Below are 19,600 nucleotides of genomic sequence, written 5' to 3' on the forward strand. Positions count from 1 at the left end.
GCGGCCTCCGTCCCCGCTCACAGACCGTTCACCGCCAGCAGCGCCTGCATCCTGCGCACGGCGAGCTCCTGGTCCGCGAGCAGACCGGCCTGGTCGGCCAGCCGGAACACCTCCGACAGGTGCAGCAGCGAACGCGCCGACTGCGCGCCGTTCACCATCGCGAACGCGTCCTGATGGCCGTTCAGCCAGGCCAGGAAGACGATGCCGGTCTTGTAGTGATACGTCGGCGCTTCGAAGATCTTGCGCGACAGGGTGACCGTCGGGGCGAGGATCTCGTCGTACCGGGTGAGCAGCCGCTCCCGCTCCGCCTCGTCGGTGGCCGACTCTGCGGCGTCCAGCACCCGCAGCGCCGCCGCGGCGGCCGGGGCGATCGCGTCGAAGATGCCGAGCAGCGCGTGGGAGCCGCTCTTGATCAGCGACGGGTAGTTGAAGTCGTCGCCGGTGTAGAGCTTGACGCCCTCGGGCAGCGCGGCGCGCAGCCGCACCTCGTGCTCCTCGTCAAGCAGCGACACCTTCACGCCGTCCACCTGCGCGGCGTGCGCGTGGATCAGCTCGAGGAACGACTCCGTGGCCGCGTCGATGTCGCGCGAACCCCAGTAGCCCGCCAGGTTCGGGTCGAACATCTCGCCCAGCCAGTGCAGGATCACCGGGCGGTCGGCCAGGCCGAACAGCTTCCCGTACACCCGGTGGTAGTCCTGCGGGCCCGTGGCGACCGCGGCGAGCTGGCGCGAGGCCATGATGATCACGCCCGCGCCCGCCGACTGCACGGTCTCGATCTGCTCGGCGTACGCGGCGGTGATCGCGTCCAGGTCGGCGGCCTGCGGCGCGTGGTCGGTGCCCGCACCGCAGGAGACCAGCGTGGCCGGGTCGCCGAACGCGCGGGCCTCGGCGGCGCTGCGCGTGATGAGCTGCTGGGTCGCCGCCCAGTCGAGGCCCATGTTGCGCTGCGCGGTGTCCATGGCGTCGGCCACCCGCAGCCCGTGCGACCACAGGTGGCGGCGGAAGCGCAGCGTCGCGTCCCAGTCGACGGCGGCGGGGGAGCCCGGCGTGTTGTCGCCGAGCGGGTCGGCGACGACGTGCGCGGCGGCGTACGCGATGCGCCCGCTCGCCGGCGTGGCCTCCACCGGCCAGCTCGCAGGCTCCCGCAGCGGATACGACCCGAATCCGGGCAGTTCGATCCTCACAGCTCCGGCACCTCGATCCTGCGGCCCTCGGCGTTCGAACGCAGCCCCAGCTCGGCGAGCTGCACGCCCCTGGCGCCCGAGGCGAAGTCGTTCGGGAACGGCGCGTCCTCCAGCACGTGCCGGATGAAGTTCTCCCACTGCACCTTGAAGCCGTTGTCGAACTCGGCGTTGTCCGGCACCTCCTGCCAGTCGTCGCGGAAGCGCGCGGTGGCGGGCAGGTCGGGGTTCCAGACCGGCTTCGGCGTCACCGAACGGTGCTGGACGCGGCACTTGCGCAGGCCCGCGACCGCGCTGCCGTGCGTGCCGTCCACCTGGAACTCCACCAGCTCGTCGCGGTTCACCCTGACCGCCCAGGAGGAGTTGATCTGCGCGATGATGCCGCCTTCGAGCTCGAAGATCCCGTACGCGGCGTCGTCGGCGGTCGCCTGGTAGGTGTTGCCCTGCTCGTCCACCCGCGACGGGATGTGCGTGACGGCCTTGGCGTAGACCGACTGCACCCGGCCGAACAGGTTCTCCATCACGTAGTGCCAGTGCGGGAACATGTCGAGCACGATGCCGCCGCTATCCTCGGCGCGGTAGTTCCACGACGGGCGCTGCGCCTCCTGCCAGTCACCCTCGAACACCCAGTAGCCGAACTCGCCCCGCACCGACAGGATGCGGCCGAAGAAGCCGCCGTCGATCAGCCGCTTCAGCTTGAGCAGGCCCGGCAGGAACAGCTTGTCCTGCACGACGCCGTTCTTGACGCCCTTGGCCGCCGCGGCCTCGGCCAGCGCGATCGCCTCCTGGGTCGACTCGGCGGTGGGCTTCTCGGCGTAGATGTGCTTGCCGGCCTCGATGGCCTTCAGCACGGCCTTGACCCGGGCGCTGGTGACCTGGGCGTCGAAGTAGATGAGGTTGGCGTCGTCGGAGAGGGCGGCGTCGAGATCGGTGGTGAAAGCCGAAATTTCGTGCTTCTTAGCGATATCTGCAAGCTTGTCGGCGTTACGGCCGACCAGGACGGGCTTGAGAGTCACCCTGGAGCCGTCCGAGAGCGCGACGCCGCCCTGCTCGTTGATGGCCAGAACGGAACGGACCAAGTGCTGGCGGTAACCCATCCGTCCGGTGACGCCGTTCATCACGACGCCGATCGTGCGCACGCTCATGAGGATCCCTTCAGGCACAACCAGTGGAAAGCGCTTTCCCGAACGGTAAGGCCCGCCTGCCAAGGGCGTCAAGAGCCCCACCCGCCCGCGGCCTGCGGCGAGCGCCCCTGACCCGGCACTCAGTCCCACCCGCCAGGCTCCGGCCGCCCTGCGGCGAATGGCCCCTGACCGGGCGCTCAGCGCCATCCAGTCAGGGCGCGGACGGCGGCCACGGCGGGCTCACGTCACGAGCGGCATCGCCCGCTTCGCGCACGGGCCGGGTCGTGGCGGGCTCGTTCTTTGGCTCGACGTCCGCCCGCTGCTCGCCTGACTGTGGCGGGGCGTCGCCCGCTCACGGGCACGGACGGGGACCGTGGCGTCAGGGGCGGGGCCGTGGGTGTTGCGGCCGGCCTGCGCGTTCGCTTGGTCAGCCGGCTTCAAGGCGGCGGCGGGTGGGCGGTTCCCGGGTGGACGGCCACCCGGGAACCGCCGCATTACGACTCGCCCTGTGTCTCCAGGCGGGCCAGTGCCTTGGCGATGGGGTGGGCGGCGAGGGCGAGCTGCCACTCGCGGGCGCCGAGCTTGCGCAGCCGGGCGGTCACGGTCTCGTCCGTGATCTCCTCGGGTGGCTCCCAGGTGAGCCTGCGCACGGCGTCGGGCTGCAGCAGGTTCTCCGCCGGCATGTGGTGCTCGTCGGCCAGCGCGGCGACCACGGCCCTGGCGGCGGCGAGCCGCTTGGCGGCGGCCGGGTCGCGGTCAGCCCAGCGGTTGGGCGGCGGCGGGCCGTCGCCGGGGGTGCTGGGTTGGGGAAGCTGGCTGTCGGGCAGCTCGCGGGCGCGGGCGACGGCGGCGAGCCAGTCGTTGATGTGACGACGGGCGCTTCGCCCGGTGAATGCCGAAATTTCGGTCAATGCCTTCTTGGTGCGCGGCCCTTCCAGCGCCGCCGTCACGATCGCCGCGTCGGGCAGCACCCGGCCGGGCGCCAGGTCAGCCTCGCGGGCGATGCGGTCGCGCATGTTCCACAGCTCCCGCACGATCGCCAGCGCGCGCACGTTCCGTACCTTGTGGATGCCGGACGTGCGCCGCCACGGGTCGGGACGCGGCGCCGGCGGCGGGGTGTTGAGCACGGCCTCGAACTCCTCGCGCGCCCACTCCAGCTTCCCGGCATCGGCGAGCTCCTGATACAGCGCGTCGCGCAGCTCGACCAGGACCTCCACGTCGAGCGCGGCGTAGCGCAGCCAGTCCAGCGGCAGCGGCCTGGTGGACCAGTCGGCCGCCGAATGACCTTTCTCCAGGCGCAGGCCGAGCACGGTCTCCACCATCGTGCCCAGGCCCACCCGCTCGTAGCCGAGCAGCCGGCCGGCCAGCTCGGTGTCGAACATCTGCCGCGGCTTGAACCCGATCTCCATCAGGCACGGCAGGTCCTGGGACGCGGCGTGCAGCACGATCTCGGCCTCGGCCAGGGCCTCGTCGAGCGAGGACAGGTCGGGGCAGCCGATCGGGTCGATCAGCGCGGTGCCCGCGCCCGCCCTGCGCAACTGCACGAGGTAGGCGCGGTTGCCGTAGCGGTAGCCCGAGGCGCGCTCGGCGTCGACGGCGACGGGGCCGCTGCCCGCCGCGAACCTCGCCACGACCTCGGCCAGCCCGGCCGCGTCGGCGACGACGGGAGGGATGCCTTCGCGTGGCTCCAGCAGCGGCTCCACGGTGCGTTCTTCTGTCATGAGTTCACCGACCTCATGACGCAGGTGCTGTCTTGACTGGTGCCCTCACTTCGTTCGGTCACTCTCCGGATCATCACGTCGACGGGGCAGGGCGGCCACGTCGGGCGGAAGGGGCGGAATGCCCGCGGCCAGGCACATCAGATCACACCAAGCGGCGACATGGCCGGACAGATCCTCCTGAGCGGGGGACCAGGAGGCCCGCAACTCCAGCTCGGTCGTGACCGGATCGTCGACCTTGTTGCCGAACCCCTCCGACACGGCTCTTGTCACGGTACCGCCGGCGGCGGAGTAGTCGGCTTGGTGGGCGTCGAGGGCCTCGGTCAGCCAGCTCCAGGCCACGGGGCCGAGGAGCGGATCGGAGGTGATCTCCGGCTCCATGTCGGCCCTGACGTAGGCAACCAGCCGGAACGGGCCCTCCCAGCCGCGCTGGCCGTCGGGATCATAGAGCAGGATCAGCCGGCCCACCGCCAGCTCGTCGTCGCCGCGGTAGACCGACGCGCCGATGGCGGCCGAGTAGGGGGCCAGCCGCTGGGGGGCGGGCAGGTCCTCAAGCTCGATCTCCTGCCGTACCTCGGTCAGCCGCATGCTCTCCGCGGCCCGCGTGAACGCGGCGGGAGGCGGCGGCTGGTCACCGAGCGTCATAGCCGAAGCGTAGGCCGAAGTCGGACGAAAGGGGACCACGGGGGTGCTCATCCTTCGTGATCAAGCCGCTGCCGTAACCAGCTGGCGAACCGGACGGGTGGCCTCGGCGGCGCCGGACATCAGGGCGTGACCGCAGTCGACACAGGCCCACTCGGGGCACAGGCCCGGCTCGTGCCCGTCGGCGCACGGCGGCTGCTCGAACGGCCGCTCACCGTCGCAGGACGGGCAGCGCACACTGCGGCGCTCTGGGGAACTCCACAACGCGGTCATCGCACGAGTCATCGAACCGGGGCCTTTCTTCGGGTCGTGGCTCCGACGTTGGCACGAGCCGCTGACAATTCCCCGCAACGCGCTCGGCGTGTCCCGAAAGTGGTCGATGAATCGGTGCCGCGCGGTGGCTTGGGGAACTTTTGGCCCAGTCGAGACCGGCTCTCTGGGCGGGCATGGGGTGTGTTGGACCCGTGCGGGACGCCGATGCCGAGCAGACCGGTAAACCTTCATCTGGCTATCTGATCATGATTTGGGGTGTCCAATGCATGTTTTTCCGACACCTCGCACCCGTGTCCTGACCGCGCCCCGCCCATGGCACCCTGGTGAGGTGAACCTCGCCGACTCAGCCTTCCTGCGCGCCTGCCGCCGCCAGCCCGTCCCGCACACCCCCGTCTGGTACATGCGCCAGGCCGGCCGTTCGCTGCCGGAATACCTGAAGGTCCGCGAGGGCGTGCCCATGCTGACCGCCTGCTCGACGCCCGACCTCATCGTCGAGATCACCATGCAGCCCGTCCGCCGCTACGGCGTCGACGCGGCCATCTTCTTCAGCGACATCGTCGTACCGCTCAAGGCCATCGGCGTCGACCTCGACATCAAGCCCGGCGTCGGCCCCGTCGTCGCCGAGCCCATCCGCGACGCCAAGGGCCTCGACGCGCTGCGTCCCCTCGAGCCCGGCGACGTCCCCTACATCACCGAGGCCGTCAAGGCGCTCACCGCCGAGCTCGGCGACACCCCGCTCATCGGCTTCGCCGGCGCGCCCTTCACCCTCGGCTCCTACCTCATCGAAGGCGGCCCGTCGAAGAACCACGACCGCACCAAGGCCATGATGTACGGCGCGCCCGAGCTGTGGCACGCGCTCATGGAGAAGCTGTCCGACATCGTGCTGCAGCACCTGCGCATCCAGATCGCCGCAGGGGCCTCCGCCGTGCAGCTCTTCGACTCGTGGGTCGGCGCCGTCGCGCCCGACGACTACCGCGAGTTCATCCTGCCCCACACCCGGCGCATCTTCGAAGGCGTCGCCGGCGTGCCCCGCATCCACTTCGGCGTCGGCACCGGCGAACTGCTCGGCGTGCTCGGCGAGGCCGGAGCCGACGTCGTCGGCGTCGACTGGCGCGTCCCTCTCGACGAGGCCGCCCGCCGCATCGGCCCCGGCAAGGCGCTCCAGGGCAACCTCGACCCCGCCATCCTCCTCGCCCCCTGGGAGGTCGTCGAGCGCAAGGCCCGCGAGGTGCTGCGGCGCGGCGAGGCCGCCGAAGGCCATGTGTTCAACCTCGGCCACGGCGTGCTCCCCAACACCGACCCCGACCAGCTCAAGCGCCTCACCGACCTCGTCCACGAGCACACCCGCTGACGGGTTCTCTTTCGCCGCATCCGAGCGCGCCTCCGGTCCGGACCTGGCCCTCTGCTTGGCGTCGCCGTTGTTCGGCTGAACGAGGGTTCATTTCTCCGCGTCTCGTGCCTCCGCTCAGGCCCGGGCCCTCCGCTCGGTCTCGCCGTTGTTCGTGCGCGAGGGTTCGTGCTCGGGGGGTCGGTGTGCGGGCGCGGGCGGTCCGGCCGCTCCAACGCGGCCTCGCCGTGCCGTGCGCGAGTGCTCGTGTGCGTGCGCGGCCGGTCGGCCGTTTTCCGCCGCTCTGGGGCGCGGGCGCGCGACCACGCCGCCGGCCTCCGCCGAGCGCGCGCCGGCCGCCGGTTCGCTCCTCTCCCGCCGTTTCGGTGCTCGGCGTTCTTTGGGAAAACCCCTCGGGCTGGGCGCCGTTATGCGTGTCGGAGACCCGCTGCGCTCGCCGTAGTTCACGCATCGGTCGCCCGCCGTCCGGTGGTGGCCCGCCGCTGAGGGGGGTCCCCGAAGCAGTGCGCAGGGTGCGCGGCGTGTGGCGTTCCGGCCCTCCGACGGGGCTGGGGTGGTCTCCGGGGCAGTGTCCAGGGGTGCGCGGCGCGTGACGTTCGAGCCGCCGCCGATAGGGCTGGGTGGCCTTTCCGCGGTGTGCGGGGCGTGGTGTTCGGGGGCGTCGTGCGTAGGGCGTGGTGTTCGGGGCGTCGATTTGTGCCGCTCTGCGGTGGCGGGGTGTGTTGTGGGAGGTCTGCCCCGCGGGGATGGGCGCGTATGAGAGGCGGTAGCGTTCGGAGGCGTGGAAGGGAATCGGGCGCACGTGGTCGTCGTCGGCGCGGGTATCTCCGGACTCGCCGCGGCGTGGTATCTCCGCCAGGGCGCGCGTGAGCGCGTGAAGGTGACGGTCCTGGAGGGCTCGCCCCGCATCGGCGGCAAGCTCTATGCCTCGGAGGTCGCCGGGGTGAGCGTCGACGCGGGCGCCGAGGCGATGCTGGCCCGCCGTCCCGAGGGCAAGGAGCTGGCCAAGGCGGTCGGGCTCGGTGACGACCTGGTCTTCCCCGGCACCACCCGCTCCGCCGTCTACAGCCGCGGCGCCGTCCGCTACCTGCCCAAGGGCCAGGTCATGGGCGTGCCCGCGGACCTCGCCGAGCTGGCCAAGTCAGGCATCATCTCGCCGGGCGGGCTGCTGCGCGTGCCGCTCGACCAGGTGCTGCCCGCGACGCTCGTGCGCACCGACGTGTCCGTCGCCGCCTACATCCGCGCCAGGATGGGCGTCGAGGTCGTGGACCGGCTGGTCGAGCCGCTGCTCGGCGGCGTCTACGCGGGCCGCGCCGACATGCTGTCGCTGGAGGCGACGATGCCGCGGGTGGCCGCGATCGCGCGATCCGAGCGTTCACTGCTCAACGCCGCCCGCCACCTGGTCGAGGAGACACCGAAGAACCAGGGCCCGGTCTTCACCACCCTGCGCAGCGGCCTCGGCGGCCTGCCTGAGGCGGTCGCGAAGGCGTCCGAGGCCGACATCAGGACCGGCGTCACCGCCCGCGAGCTGCACCGCACTGAGACCGGCTGGCGGCTGGTCACCGGCCCGGTGCCGCGCCCCGAGGTCGTCGAGGCGGACGCGGTGATCCTGGCCACGCCGGGCCCGGCGACGAGCCGCCTGCTCAAGACCGAGGCCCCCAAGGCGGCCGACGAGCTGGCCCGCATCCAGTACGCCAGCATGGCCGTCGTCACGCTCGCCTACCCGGTCGACGCCTTCCCCGAGCCGCCCGGCACCAGCGGCTACCTGGTGCCGCCGGTGGAGGGACGGCCGGTCAAGGCGGTGACGTTCAGCTCGGTGAAGTGGCCCCACCTGTCGAAGGACCTGGTGATCCTGCGCTGCTCCATCGGCCGCGTCGGCGAGGAGCACCTGCTGCAGCGCGACGACGTGGAGCTGGTCGCGCTGGCCACCGCCGAGATGGCCGACGTGATGGGCGTGCGCGGCCTGCCCATCGACAGCCGGGTGACCCGCTGGGGCGGCGGGCTTCCGCAGTACAACGTGGGCCACCTCGACCGGGTGGCCAGGGTGCGCGCGGCGGTGGCCGTGCAGCCCGGCCTGGCCGTCTGCGGGGCCGCCTACGACGGCATCGGCATCCCCGCCTGCATCGCCACCGCCCGCACGGCCGCCGCCCGGATTCTGGACCACCTCTCCCTGAGAGCAGAATAGGCAGCATGACAGAGGGCGCACCGCGGCTCAAAGCCCGCGATCTCAATCAGGTGATCCGTTACACGATGTGGTCGGTCTTCCAGGCGACCGAGCCGTGCCCAGGCGACCGCGACGGCCTGGCGGCCGAGGTGCAGGAGCTGCTCGACCAGGCGGCCGGCAAGGGCGTCGTGACCAGGGGGGTCTACGACGTCGCCGGGTTCAGGGCCGACGCCGACTTCATGTTCTGGTGGCACGCTCCCACGCCCGAGGACCTCCAGGACGTCTACGCCAGGTTCCGCCGCACCCGCCTGGGCCGCCACAGCAGGCCCGTCTGGTCGGCGATGGCGCTGCACCGGCCCGCCGAGTTCAACAAGTCGCACATCCCGGCCTTCCTGGCCGAGGAGGAGCCGCGCGCCTACGTCAGCGTCTACCCGTTCGTGCGCTCCTACGAGTGGTACCTGCTCGACGAGTCCGAGCGTCGGGCGATGCTGGCCGAGCACGGCAGGATGGCGCGCGACTACCCCGACGTGCGGGCCAACACGGTGGCGTGCTTCTCGCTCAACGACTACGAGTGGATGCTCGCGTTCGAGGCGAACGAGCTGCACCGGATCGTCGACCTCATGCGTACGCTGCGGGGCGCCCAGGCACGCCGGCACACCCGCGTCGAGATCCCCTTCTACACCGGCGCGCGCAAGCCGCTGCCTGAGCTCATCGCCGCCCTGCCGTAGTTCTCCCGGCCAGGCCCCGCCCTCTCGGCTGGATGCACCGGCCTGGGCGGCCGGACGCATCAGCCCGGCGAATCGGTCGCGAGCCAGACCCAAATCGGCGATCTCGCTGCAGCGCTCTATCCGCTTTGTCACAATCGGGGAAATCTCTGCCTCGCAGGGTGTGAGCGGGGTGGCACGTTCCAGGTGTGCGGGCTTGGAGGGCTGGTGGAGAGGTCCGGAAGGCGGGGCCGTCGGGGGCGGCACGCGGCAGGACGCCGATCGGCGCGGTCCGAAGGAGACGGTCCCGGACCCGCCGGGCGGTCTCCGGCGGAGGTCCGGCGGTCGGAGCGGATCGGGCGCGCCGGGCGGTCTGCGGAGGACGTCCGGCGGTCTTCGGAGGACGTCCGGCGGTCTTCGGGGGAGGCTCGGCGGTCCCGGCGGGGCGGCTCCGGCGGGAGGGCCAGACGGCGCCGAGGGCTGCTGCGACGGGCGGGACGGGCGGCGCGCGGGCGGGTGGCCGTCGCCGCTGGGGTGACCGTGGGCGGCGCGGTCGTGGCGCTCGCGATGCAGGGGATGTTCGGCACCCCGGTCACGTACGGGCTGCTCGGCACGGTCGTCGCGCCCCCGGCGAGCCAGGCGGCCGAACACCACGCGAGCGACGGACGGCGGGCCAGGGGCGGGCCCGCGGCCGCCGCGGCGGCGTCGCCGGGTGGAGCGAGCGCAGGCAGAAGCGCCGACAGCGGCGCAGGCGGAGGCACCGACGGCAAAGAGGGCAAAGAGGCGGACGGCGGCAAAGGCGCGAACGCGCAGGCCACCAGCAAGGGGGCGCGCAAGCCGGAGCCGCCCGAGCCGTCGAAACCGGCCCCGAGCACGAACTCCGGCCTGGTGCCCGGCACGACCGACCCGAACGACCTGCCGGCCGCAGGCCCGGCCACGCGCGGCGCCGAGCCGAGCGGTGCGAGCGAGCCGACCGGGGGCGACGGCAAGGACTACAAGGCCGACGGCCCCTCGCGGCATACGGATCATCAGGCGGCCGAGTACTTCCGCGCGAACTGGGGGCCGAACGACAAGGCCGTGAAGCGTCTCAGGGACATCCGCACCGTGGGCGGATATCTCCGCATTTATACGGACCTACCGGAGAGCGCGGACAACTCCCGTACCGCCATCACCTTGTGCGAGCGCGGGCTCGCCTACCTCCACGAGCGCGGCGTCGAGAACCCCGTGGTGTTCGTGCACTCGGAGTTCGGCCAGAACGGCAACCCGGTGCTCGCCAACATCATCGGCCCCTCGGATCGGAGCTGCCGCGTCACATATCCAGACCCCCGATGACCGGCGGCAGCCGCGGGCCCGGGTCAGCGGACCCGGACCCGTGTCTTCGAGCACACCTCGCATCGCTGTGTGACCACCCGCCCGATGGTCTCAATCGTCACCCACCGGTGGCGAAGATGGACAAAGCGCACGCGGTGCTCGTACCCCTCGCGGGCGATCGATACGCCCCGTCGTTACCCGATCACGCCTTGGGTTCGAGCCGGAGCGAGATCGAGTTGATGCAGTAGCGGTCGTCCGTCGGCGTGGGGTAGCCCTCGCCGTGGAAGACGTGCCCCAGGTGGCTGTCGCACCGGGCGCAGCGCACCTCCGTACGGACCATGCCGAGGCTGCGGTCCTCAAGCAGCCGGACCGCGTCACTGTCGGACGGCGCGTAGAAGCTCGGCCACCCGCAGTGCGACTCGAACTTCGTGTCAGAACGGAACAACTCGGCACCGCAGGCGCGGCACGAGTAAACCCCCTCGGTCTTGGTGTCGACGTATTCCCCCGTGAACGGGCGCTCGGTCCCGGCCTCCCTGAGGACGTGGAACTCCTCAGGCGTCAGCTGGGCCCGCCATTCCGCCTCGCTCTTGACCACCTTGTCCATAACTCCAGAGTACGAGATACGGCAAAAAGAGATCTCCGCAGGGTGAAGCATCCGTTCTCGGGGAAATTCGCGTCTTTCTCGGCAAGGAGGTGTCTTCACCTCCTGCCAAGGGGTGAGATCACCTGCGGATCCCGCCGAGCGGCACAGCCCACGCCCGTGCTGGCGCCGCTGGGGATCGAAACGGCCGGCCGGGTGGCGCGCCAGCGCCCGGAACGGCGGAAGGGTGATCTGGCGGCCCGTCCCGTCGAGCCCTCGGTCCCGCCACCGAGGAGGCTCCGGGACGGGCCCACCCCGTCCGGCTCTCTCCGTCTCCGGCCCGACTCCGTCCGGTTCTCCGAAGACGGTGGCCTCTCCGGACGACGAGCGGAAGCGGCGCGGCGAGAGCGCCGGAGCCGTGCGGGTTCCTGGCGAGCTGCCGCACCGGCCCAGCGACCAGCGGCCGGAGGAATTTTGTTACGGCTCGTGATGACCGGTCATTGTCGGTCCCTCGGGGTAGGTTCGGGGGCATGGCATCGCCGTACATCGAGCTCGAGGTGGGGAAGCGGACCGTCAAGGTCACCAATCCCGACAAGGTCTACTTCCCGGAGATCGGCGCCACCAAGCGTGAGCTGGTCGAATACTACGTGAGCGTCGGCGAGGGCGCCCTGCGGGCGCTGAAGGACCGTCCGACCAACCTCAAGCGTCATCCCGACGGCGTGCAGACCGAGGCCATCTATCAAAAGCGCATGCCGCCCCGGCATCCCGACTGGCTGGAGTCGGTGGAGGTGACGTTCCCCAGCGGCCGCACGGCGCGGTCACTGCGCGTCACCGAGGTGGCCGCCATCGCCTACTGCGCCAACCTCGGCACCATCGATTTCCACCCGTGGCAGGTGCGCGCCGCCGACGTCGAGCGTCCCGACGAGCTGCGGGTCGACCTCGACCCGCAGCCCGGCCTGGAGTTCGACGCGGCGCGCAAGGCGGCGTTCCTCACCAAAGAGGTGCTGGACGAGCTCGGCATGACCGGCTTCGTCAAGACCTCGGGCAACCGCGGCGTGCACATCGCCGTCCGCATCGAGCCGCGCTGGGACTTCATCCAGGTGCGCCACGCCGGCATCGCGCTGGCCAGGGCCGTCGAGGCGCGCGATCCGAGCCTGGTCACCACGGCGTGGTGGAAGGAGGAGCGCGGCGAGCGGGTGTTCATCGACTTCAACCAGAACGCGCGCGACCGCACGATCGCCAGCGCCTACTCGGTCAGGGCGAAGCCGCACGCGCCCGTCTCGACCCCGCTGACCTGGGACGAGCTGGCCGACGCCGACCCGCGCGACTTCGACATCCGCACGGTGCCCGCCCGCTTCGCCGAGGTGGGCGACGTGCACGCCGCCATCGACGACCGGGCCTACTCGATCGAGCCGCTGCTGGAGATGTACGCCGAGGACGAGCGCGGCGACATGCCGTACCCGCCTAACTACCCGAAGATGCCGGGCGAGCCCAAGCGGGTGCAGCCGAGCAAGGCCCGCTCCGACACCTGACCACCAGCCGGTCAGCGGCGCACGAGGCGCCGTTCCGCGGCTGACGCGCAGCGCTTTCAGCGGCGCACGAGGCGCCGTTCCGCGGCTGACGCGCAGTGCTTTCAGCGGCGCACGAGGCGGTGCGAGGCCAGCTCGCACGTCTCGCCCCGGCTCAGGCAGACCACCCGGTCGGCGAGGCCCGCCTGCTCCATGTGGCGCAGGAAGTCGTCCAGCGGGGAACTGAAGACCGTGTAGTCGTCGTAGTGGATCGGTACGACGGTGCGCGGATTGATCATGTCGGCCCAGGCCGCGCCCTGCTCGCCGTCCATGGTGACCATGAGCGTGCCGAGCAGCTTGGTCCCGCCCAGGTGGACGAGGGCGACGTCGATGTCGGGGAAGCGGCGCGGGATCGCGTCGAGCCGCCGGTCCAGCACGGTGTCGCCGCTGATGTGCAGGCGCAGCTCGACCCGCTCGTCCGGGCCGCAGAACTCCAGCATCGTGCCCATCACGGGCGGCAGCAGCGCGTCGGCGGAGCCCGGCGCGTGCTTGGCGGGCAGCGCGGTGATCCGTACGCTGCCGCCTGGGCCGTGCAGGCGGTACTCCGCCCAGGTCATCAGCCCGACGGCCTGGCCGAAGCCCTGCCGATGGAGGGTGCGGGAGGCGGCGGGGGTGGTGACGATGAGCATGTCCCTGTCGATGCCCTTGCGCGCCACCCGGTCCCAGTGGTCGCCGTGCATGTGGGAGAGCACGACGGCATCCAGCGGCGGCAGGTCCTCGATCCGCAGCGCCGGGTCGGTACGCCGCCGCGAGGCCAGGCCCCACCCGAGGTAGGCGAGCTGGCCGCGGTGCAGGAAGTTCGGGTCCGTCAGCAGCGTGAAGCCGTTGTAACGGATGAGCGTGGTCGCGTTCCCGATGAACTGAAGGCTGCCTGCCACCGCTGATCACTCCGGATGCTTCGGCCGCTGCTCCGGAGGCACGCCGCCGCCCTTGCCTCCGCCCCTGCGGCCCTTGTCCGTGCCGTGCGGGTGGCCGGAGCGCTGTTTGCCCCCGCGTACGAGGCCGGCCGAGTTCGTGTTGACGGCGGACTTGCCTGACCTGCGAAGCTCTGGCTGTTGCGGATTGCTCATGGCATTCGTCCCCCTCGTTCAGGGGTCCACTGCCACGGCCGTACGACGCCAAACACCCCGTACGCCGCCCCGCGCGGAAATTCGATGGCGGTCCGGAGCCGTGCCCCGTTACCCTCGCATCCGTCCGTGGATCAGCCGTATCGCGTGGTCGCGCACCGCGCCAGAAGGAGGGACTTGATGCCTGGCACCGCGCCTAGCGCGCCTCGCAGTCGTGCCACCGGCGGATCCCGCCTCTGAGCGAGAGACGACGACCACAACCGGACAGGCCGTACCGGCCGGCGTGCCCGCGAGGCTCGCTCGGCGCTCCCTTGCTGCGTGACATCGAAGACCAATCCGGCAAGGAGTACCCAGGTTGTCCACCAACGGCAATCCTCTTCTCAACACCTTCGTGTGCGTGCGCTGCGGCCTCACGGTCACCGCGAACGCCCCCGACGGCACCCGGCGCAACCACTGCCCGAGCTGCCTGCACTCGCTGCACCTGCAGGACGAGTGCAGCTCACGGATGATCCCGATCTCGATCGCCGTGCTGCGCACCGGGGAGTGGATGATCATCCATCGCTGCACCCGCTGCGGCGAGCTGACCTCGAACCCCATCTGCGGGGACGACAACCAGCTCATCCTCATGCGCATGGCGGTACGCCCGCTCGCGCAGCCGCCGTTCCCGCTCGAGGCGTTCGGTGATCTGTGATGCCGAGGAGGAACGTCACACGCGACCGCGCCCGGCCGCAGCGGCGCAAGAAGGTCCATCACGCGGAGCCCGCGGACGCCTTCCGCTGCGTCGCCTGCCGGCTCGACGTGCCCATGGTCGCGCCCGGCACGGCGCACCGTAACCACTGCCCCAACTGCCTGACCAGCCTGCACGTGGATCACCGCGTGCCCGGCGACCGCCGGGCGGGCTGCCGGGGCCGGATGGCGGCGCTGAGCGTCACCGTCCGCGGTGACGGCGAGTGGCTGATCATCCACAGTTGCCAGTCGTGCGGCGAGCTGAGCGCCAACCGCATCGCGGGCGACGACAACGCGCTGGCGCTGCTGCGCATCGCCATGCGGCCGCTGTCGGACGCCCGCCTGCCGGTCAACGCCCTGCTCGCGCTCTGACCGTGGCTGCTCCGGCCAGGGCTGTTCTGGCCGGGCTGCTCTGACTGGGGCCGTTCCGACCAGGACTGTTCTGGCTGGGCTGCTCTGGCGGGGCTGCTCTGGCCAGGGCCGTTTCAGCCAGACCGGGACCGCGCACCGCGCCCGCGGCGGCGCGGTCCCGGCGTGGCCCGTCAAGCTCAGTCGCCGAACTCCAGGTGCAGGGCCCGGGTGAAGTCGGCGATGGCCTCCTCGTGCCGGTCCAGGTCCTGCAGGATCTCGCCGCGCACCTTGAACGCCCAGATGTACTCCTGGTCCAGCTCGATGGCGGCGTTCAGGTCCTTCAGCGCGCCCTCGTTGTCGCCCATCTCGCTCAGCACCGCGCCCCGGCTGCCGAGCGCGCGGGTGGCGGTGGGCTTCAGCTCGATCGCCCGGTTGAGGTCGGCGAGCGCCTCGTCGTACCGGTCGATCATGCGCAGCGCCTCGCCCCTGCGGCTCAGCGCCCGCACGTAGTCGGGGTCGAGCTCCAGCGACTTGGTGTAGTCGTCGATGGCCTCGGCGTAGAGGTTCATGTCCTGGTAGAGCTCGCCACGGGCGAACCACGAGTACGGCTGGTCCTCGTTCAGTTCGATGATCTTGGTGTGCACCGCCAGGGCCTCGTCCATCCGGTCCAGCCCCACCAGCGCCTCCGCCTTCCCTTCGAGGATCCACGACGTCTCGGGGGAGAGGGTGAGCGCGTGCTCGAAGTCCTCCAGCGCCTCCTCGTAGCGCTCCATCGCGGTGTACGTCTGGCCGCGCGAGCCGAGCGCGTACGCGCTGTCCGGCTCCAGCTTCAGCGACTCCTCGAAGTCGTCGAGCGCGGCCTGGTACCGCTTGATCAACCGGTGGCACTCGCCGCGCAGCCGCCAGGCGCGGGCGTCATCCGGCACCAGCGCGATCGCCTCGGTCAGGTCCGCTATCGCGGCGTCGTGCCGTAAAAGGGCGTTGTACGACACCGCCCGGCTGCGCAGCACCGAGGCCCGGGACTGTGCGGCCGCTTCGGACAGCCCCGAATGATCCATGATCCCCTGATCCATGGGGGGTAAATTTATCCGACTGATACGACTAGATCCGGATGATGGGCCTTCTCCCGGGTGTACTCCAGGACCGCGTCGTGGCCGTACCCGCTGTCCTCGACCCCGCCGAACGGCAGCCCCGGCGGCATCTGGCGGAACGTGTTCACCCAGACCGTGCCGGTCCGCAGGTCCCGGACGAACCGGTGCGCCCGCCGCAGGTCGCGCGTCCACACGCCGGCCGCCAGGCCGTAGCGGGAGTCGTTGGCGATGGCCAGGGCCTCGTCATCGGTCTCGAACGGGATGGCCACCGCGACCGGACCGAAGATCTCCTCCTGGCACACCCGCAGCCCGTTGTCCTCGGTCGTATACAGCGTGGGCGCCACCCAGTAGCCGCCGGGCAGCTCAGGCACCACCTCGGCCCCGGCCCGGCCGCCGAAGACCAGCCGGGCGCCCTCCTTCCCGGCCGGCTCCAGGTACGACGTGACGCGCTCGTACTGGCCCGCCGAGACGATCGGCCCCATCGTCGTGGCGAGGTCGAGCGGGTCGCCGACCTCCTCGCCGAGGCCGCTGACGATGTTGAGCACGCCGGGCGGCAGCACCTCGGCCAGCAGCTCGCCGAGCCGCAGCACCGACGCGCTCGCCTGCTCGGCCGGCTTGACGACCACCGTGTTCCCGGCGGCCAGCGCGTACGCGGCCTTGGCGGAGAACGTCGAGATGGGGGAGTTCCACGGGATGATGCAGACCGCCACTCCGTACGGCTCGCACCGGGTCAGCCCGAGCGCGTCCGGCCCGAGCTGCACGGTGTCGCCCTTGACCGCGTCGAGGCACTGCCCGGCGGCGATCTGCCACAGGTGCGCCATGCCCGGCAGGTCCTTGGTGAGCGTGTCGCGCAGGATGCGGCCGTTGTCGCGGGTCTCCAGCCTGGCCGGCTCCTCGGCGTGCCGGCCGAACAGCTCCGACACCTTGCGCAGGTAGTGCGCCCGCGCCAGGGCGGGCAGCGCCGACCAGGAGGGGAAGGCGCGGCTCGCGGCCTCGGCGGCCGCGGCTGCCTCGGCGGGGCCCGACGCGGGGATGCGGGCCCAGGGCTCGCCGGTCGCGGGGTTGACCGTCTCCATCGTGCGCGGGGCGGGGACCAGCTCGCCGCCGATGAGGTTGCGATAGTCGGGCACGTGGCCAAGCGTACGCTTGCTCAAGCAGCATGACCAGGAATAGCACTTGATCCCGCAAAGTGGCCAAATATGGACGCATGGTAAAGGTACGGCCGGGGCACAACCGCTCGCGAGGCGGGGTGATGGCGATGGCGAAACGATTGCTCGCGCGGCTGGCGTACGGGTCGCGCTATGACGATGTGCCCTGGGGCCAGCGGGTCTACGTACGGCCGGGGGAGCGGCTGGCCCGCGAGGCGCAGTGGCTGTGGCTGACCAGGCGGGCGCCGGTGATGTCCAGGGCCGCGTACGAGCGCATGCGGCCGCTCGGCGCGATCGAGGAGTTTCTCGACTGCATGATGTGCGGGGAGTCTGTGCAGCAGCCGCTGTTCGAGCCCACCGGCGGCAAGGGCTGGCGCTATCACGTCGTACGCTGCCCCTCCTGCGGCTTCCTCTACCGCAACCCGAACGTCCGGCCCGAACGCCTCGGCGACCTCTACGCCAGCGGCTACAGCACCTTTCTGACCGGCAAGTACGCCGCCAACCGGCAGCGTCGCTACGACCTGACGATGCGGGCCTTCTCCCCGGTCTTCGACGAGGGCAAAGAGCGCAGGCTGCTCGACTTCGGCTCCGGCGTCGGGCTCTTCCTGGAGCTCGCCGAGGAGCGCGGGTTCGACGCGTGCGGCGTGGACCTGTCGCCCGAGTCGGTCGAGCAGGCCAACAAGCGGCTGCACAAGGCGCGCACGTACTTCGGCGCGCCGCAGGACGTGCCCGAGATCGCCGCGGGCGGCTTCGACGTCATCACGCTCTGGTCGGTGCTCGCCCACCTGCCCAGGCCGCTCGACGACTTCCGGCTGTTCAGGAGCCTGCTCGGGCCGGGCGGCGTGCTGCTCATCCTCACCGTGAACGCCAACTCGCTGCTGCTCAAGGCGTACGGGTCGAAGTGGAGCGGCTTCACCAAGAACCACCTGATGTTCTACTCGGCCGATACCGTGCGGACGCTGCTCGCCCGTACCGGCTTCGCGGGCGTGGCCTTCGCCCCCCACTACGGCGACACGGTCGAGGCCGGCACCACGAATCTGCCCGCCGGCCTGGTGGCGCGGCTGCGCAGGAACGTGCGGCTCAGCGACGGCGGCAACATGCTGCGCGTGCTCGCCTTCGCCGATGAGGAGGCCATCGGCCGCTACTGCGGCGGCCCGCTGACGATCCACCGCCTCGCACCGTGAGGAGTTCCGCTGAGGCGGCGGCGCGTATCGGCTCACGCTCTGGCGGGCTCTTTGAGCGCGGCGGCGGTGCGAATCCGTTCGCGGGTGAGCGGCGTGAGCAGCAGGCCCGCCGCGACGGCGGCGGCGCCGACGAGCACGCACACTACGAAGCCGTCCTGCAGGCGACCCTGCACGGTGCCGAGGAGCGGACCGAACACGGCGATGCCGACCGCCCCGCCGACCTGCCGCGAGGTGTTGAACGCCGCCGACGCCGCCCCGTGCAGGGCGGGCCCGACGGCGGCGATCGCCTGCGAGGTCATCGTCGGCACGAGCAGCCCCGAGGCGAACCCCGCGGGCACCAGCGCGAGCGCCAGCGGCCATAGCGCCGGAGCCGTGCCCGCCCACGCCACCAGCAGGAACGTCACCACCAGCACCGCCTGAGCGGCCCCCAGCACGGCCGGCCGCCCGAAGCGGCGCGCGAGGCGGGCCGCGCACAGGTTCGCGACCGCGATGAGCCCGGTCAGCGGCAGGAACAGCAGCCCGCTGGCCAGCGCCCCGAGCCCGCGCCCCTGCTGCAGCATCAGGCTCATCGCGAACAGCAGCCCGTAGAAGGCGAAGTTGAACAGCGCGCCTTGCGCCGCCGTCGCGACGAACGCCCGGTCGGCGTAGAGGCCCGGCGGCAGCAGCGGCGCCCGGCTCGCGCGTACGGTCAGGATGAACCCGGCGAGCCCGGCCACGGCCAGCACCGCCGCGGTGACGACCGGCGCGCTCGACAGCCCCTGGGCGGGCGCCTCGATGAGCGCGAACACCAGCCCGCCGATCAGCAGGGTCGCGGTCGCCATGCCGGCCACGTCCAGGCGGCGCTCGCCACGCGGCACGGCCGGCATCGACCGCACGCTCCAGATGGCGGCGGAGACGCCGATGAGCACGTTGACCCCGAACACCGTCCGCCAGTCCGCGACCGCCACGAGCGCGCCGCCCAGCAGCGGACCCGCCGCCATCCCGACACCCCCCGCCGCCGACCACCGGCCGACCAGCCGGTTCCTGGCATGCTCGTCGGGTGCCGCCGCCGTCGCCAGGACGAGCGCGCTGGGCAGCAGCAGCGCCGCCCCCACGCCCTGCACCAGCCGGGCCGCGTTCAGCACCCCCATCGTGGGCGCCGCCGCGCAGGCCGCCGAGGCGATCGTGAAGACGAGCAGGCCCGCCACGAACGCCCGCTTCGCCCCGAGGGTGTCGGTGATCGCGCCCGCACCCAGCATCACCGCCGCGAACGACAACGTATAGGCGTTGACCGCCCACTCCAGCTCGGCCCGTGAGGCGTCGAGGTGGGAGGCGAGCTGGGCGAGCGTGAGGTGCACGATCGTGCCGTCAACGAAGACCATGAAGGCGGCGATCAACGCCAGTACGATGACAACCCGTCGGTGTTCGATAGCCATAGAAC

General features: G+C 71.5%; 18 protein-coding genes. 8 read left to right on the top strand and 10 right to left on the bottom strand.

Annotated elements, in window-relative coordinates:
* Positions 1-17: 17 nt before the first annotated feature.
* The 4 genes from AB0K67_RS30915 to AB0K67_RS30930 all read right to left on the bottom strand — a co-directional run bounded on the left by AB0K67_RS30915 (position 18) and on the right by AB0K67_RS30930 (position 4,668).
* Positions 18-1,184: a dihydrodipicolinate synthase family protein gene (locus AB0K67_RS30915; protein WP_364067367.1), complete on the bottom strand. Its 1,167-nt coding sequence runs from the start codon at positions 1,182-1,184 to the stop codon at positions 18-20.
* Positions 1,181-2,326 (bottom strand): Gfo/Idh/MocA family oxidoreductase, encoded by a 1,146-nt coding sequence (locus AB0K67_RS30920; protein WP_364067369.1) that lies wholly within the window; start codon positions 2,324-2,326, stop codon positions 1,181-1,183. The genes AB0K67_RS30915 and AB0K67_RS30920 overlap by 4 nt, the downstream gene beginning before the upstream one ends.
* Before the next feature lie 473 nt (positions 2,327-2,799).
* Entirely contained in the window at positions 2,800-4,026 is a 1,227-nt protein-coding gene (locus AB0K67_RS30925) for an HRDC domain-containing protein (protein WP_364067371.1), read from the bottom strand.
* Positions 4,027-4,071: 45 nt separating this feature from the next.
* Positions 4,072-4,668: a DUF3000 domain-containing protein gene (locus AB0K67_RS30930; RefSeq protein WP_364067373.1), complete on the bottom strand. Its 597-nt coding sequence runs from the start codon at positions 4,666-4,668 to the stop codon at positions 4,072-4,074.
* A 598-nt stretch (positions 4,669-5,266) separates the two neighbouring features.
* Between AB0K67_RS30930 and hemE the strand changes: the two genes are divergently transcribed.
* The 4 genes from hemE to AB0K67_RS30950 all read left to right on the top strand — a co-directional run bounded on the left by hemE (position 5,267) and on the right by AB0K67_RS30950 (position 10,486).
* Positions 5,267-6,289, top strand: a complete 1,023-nt coding sequence (hemE, locus tag AB0K67_RS30935; RefSeq protein ID WP_364067375.1) for a uroporphyrinogen decarboxylase — start codon at positions 5,267-5,269, stop codon at positions 6,287-6,289.
* A gap of 778 nt (positions 6,290-7,067) precedes the next feature.
* Positions 7,068-8,471 carry a protoporphyrinogen oxidase gene (hemG, locus tag AB0K67_RS30940; protein WP_364067377.1) on the top strand — a complete coding sequence of 468 codons (1,404 nt, stop codon included), beginning with the start codon at positions 7,068-7,070 and terminating at the stop codon, positions 8,469-8,471.
* 5 nt (positions 8,472-8,476) lie between these two features.
* Positions 8,477-9,178, top strand: coding sequence for a hydrogen peroxide-dependent heme synthase (gene hemQ, locus AB0K67_RS30945; RefSeq protein ID WP_364067379.1), 702 nt, complete (start codon positions 8,477-8,479; stop codon positions 9,176-9,178).
* A gap of 492 nt (positions 9,179-9,670) precedes the next feature.
* Positions 9,671-10,486, top strand: coding sequence for a hypothetical protein (locus AB0K67_RS30950; RefSeq protein WP_364067381.1), 816 nt, complete (start codon positions 9,671-9,673; stop codon positions 10,484-10,486).
* Positions 10,487-10,667: 181 nt separating this feature from the next.
* On the opposite strand, the gene msrB is transcribed toward AB0K67_RS30950, so the two are convergent.
* A complete protein-coding gene (gene msrB / locus AB0K67_RS30955) occupies positions 10,668-11,069 on the bottom strand; it encodes a peptide-methionine (R)-S-oxide reductase MsrB (protein WP_364067383.1) in 402 nt (133 codons plus the stop codon).
* Positions 11,070-11,575: 506 nt separating this feature from the next.
* Between msrB and ligD the strand changes: the two genes are divergently transcribed.
* Entirely contained in the window at positions 11,576-12,577 is a 1,002-nt protein-coding gene (ligD, locus tag AB0K67_RS30960; RefSeq protein WP_364067384.1) for a non-homologous end-joining DNA ligase, read from the top strand.
* Between the two features lie 101 nt (positions 12,578-12,678).
* On the opposite strand, the gene AB0K67_RS30965 is transcribed toward ligD, so the two are convergent.
* Both AB0K67_RS30965 and AB0K67_RS30970 read right to left on the bottom strand, forming a co-directional pair.
* Positions 12,679-13,491, bottom strand: coding sequence for an MBL fold metallo-hydrolase (locus tag AB0K67_RS30965; protein ID WP_364067385.1), 813 nt, complete (start codon positions 13,489-13,491; stop codon positions 12,679-12,681).
* 6 nt (positions 13,492-13,497) lie between these two features.
* On the bottom strand, positions 13,498-13,683 hold the full coding sequence (locus AB0K67_RS30970; protein ID WP_364067386.1) for a hypothetical protein: 186 nt from the start codon (positions 13,681-13,683) through the stop codon (positions 13,498-13,500).
* A gap of 352 nt (positions 13,684-14,035) precedes the next feature.
* On the opposite strand from AB0K67_RS30970, the gene AB0K67_RS30975 reads away from it, so the two are divergent.
* The gene (locus tag AB0K67_RS30975; RefSeq protein ID WP_364067388.1) at positions 14,036-14,371 is read left to right on the top strand and encodes an RNHCP domain-containing protein; all 336 of its coding nucleotides are present in this window, start codon (positions 14,036-14,038) and stop codon (positions 14,369-14,371) included.
* Entirely contained in the window at positions 14,371-14,778 is a 408-nt protein-coding gene (locus AB0K67_RS30980; protein ID WP_364067389.1) for an RNHCP domain-containing protein, read from the top strand. The genes AB0K67_RS30975 and AB0K67_RS30980 overlap by 1 nt, the downstream gene beginning before the upstream one ends.
* 176 nt (positions 14,779-14,954) lie before the next feature.
* On the opposite strand, the gene AB0K67_RS30985 is transcribed toward AB0K67_RS30980, so the two are convergent.
* Entirely contained in the window at positions 14,955-15,830 is an 876-nt protein-coding gene (locus tag AB0K67_RS30985) for a tetratricopeptide repeat protein (protein WP_364067390.1), read from the bottom strand.
* An 11-nt stretch (positions 15,831-15,841) separates the two neighbouring features.
* Positions 15,842-16,978, bottom strand: coding sequence for an aldehyde dehydrogenase family protein (locus AB0K67_RS30990; protein WP_364067392.1), 1,137 nt, complete (start codon positions 16,976-16,978; stop codon positions 15,842-15,844).
* 128 nt (positions 16,979-17,106) lie between these two features.
* On the opposite strand from AB0K67_RS30990, the gene AB0K67_RS30995 reads away from it, so the two are divergent.
* The gene (locus AB0K67_RS30995) at positions 17,107-18,180 is read left to right on the top strand and encodes a class I SAM-dependent methyltransferase (RefSeq protein WP_364067393.1); all 1,074 of its coding nucleotides are present in this window, start codon (positions 17,107-17,109) and stop codon (positions 18,178-18,180) included.
* A gap of 32 nt (positions 18,181-18,212) precedes the next feature.
* Here the strand turns inward: AB0K67_RS30995 and AB0K67_RS31000 are convergent, their stop codons facing one another.
* The gene (locus tag AB0K67_RS31000; RefSeq protein WP_364067394.1) at positions 18,213-19,595 is read right to left on the bottom strand and encodes an MFS transporter; all 1,383 of its coding nucleotides are present in this window, start codon (positions 19,593-19,595) and stop codon (positions 18,213-18,215) included.
* Positions 19,596-19,600 lie beyond the last annotated feature (5 nt).

Source organism: Nonomuraea sp. NPDC052634, assembly GCF_040678535.1.
GTDB classification, from domain to species: domain Bacteria; phylum Actinomycetota; class Actinomycetes; order Streptosporangiales; family Streptosporangiaceae; genus Nonomuraea; species Nonomuraea fastidiosa.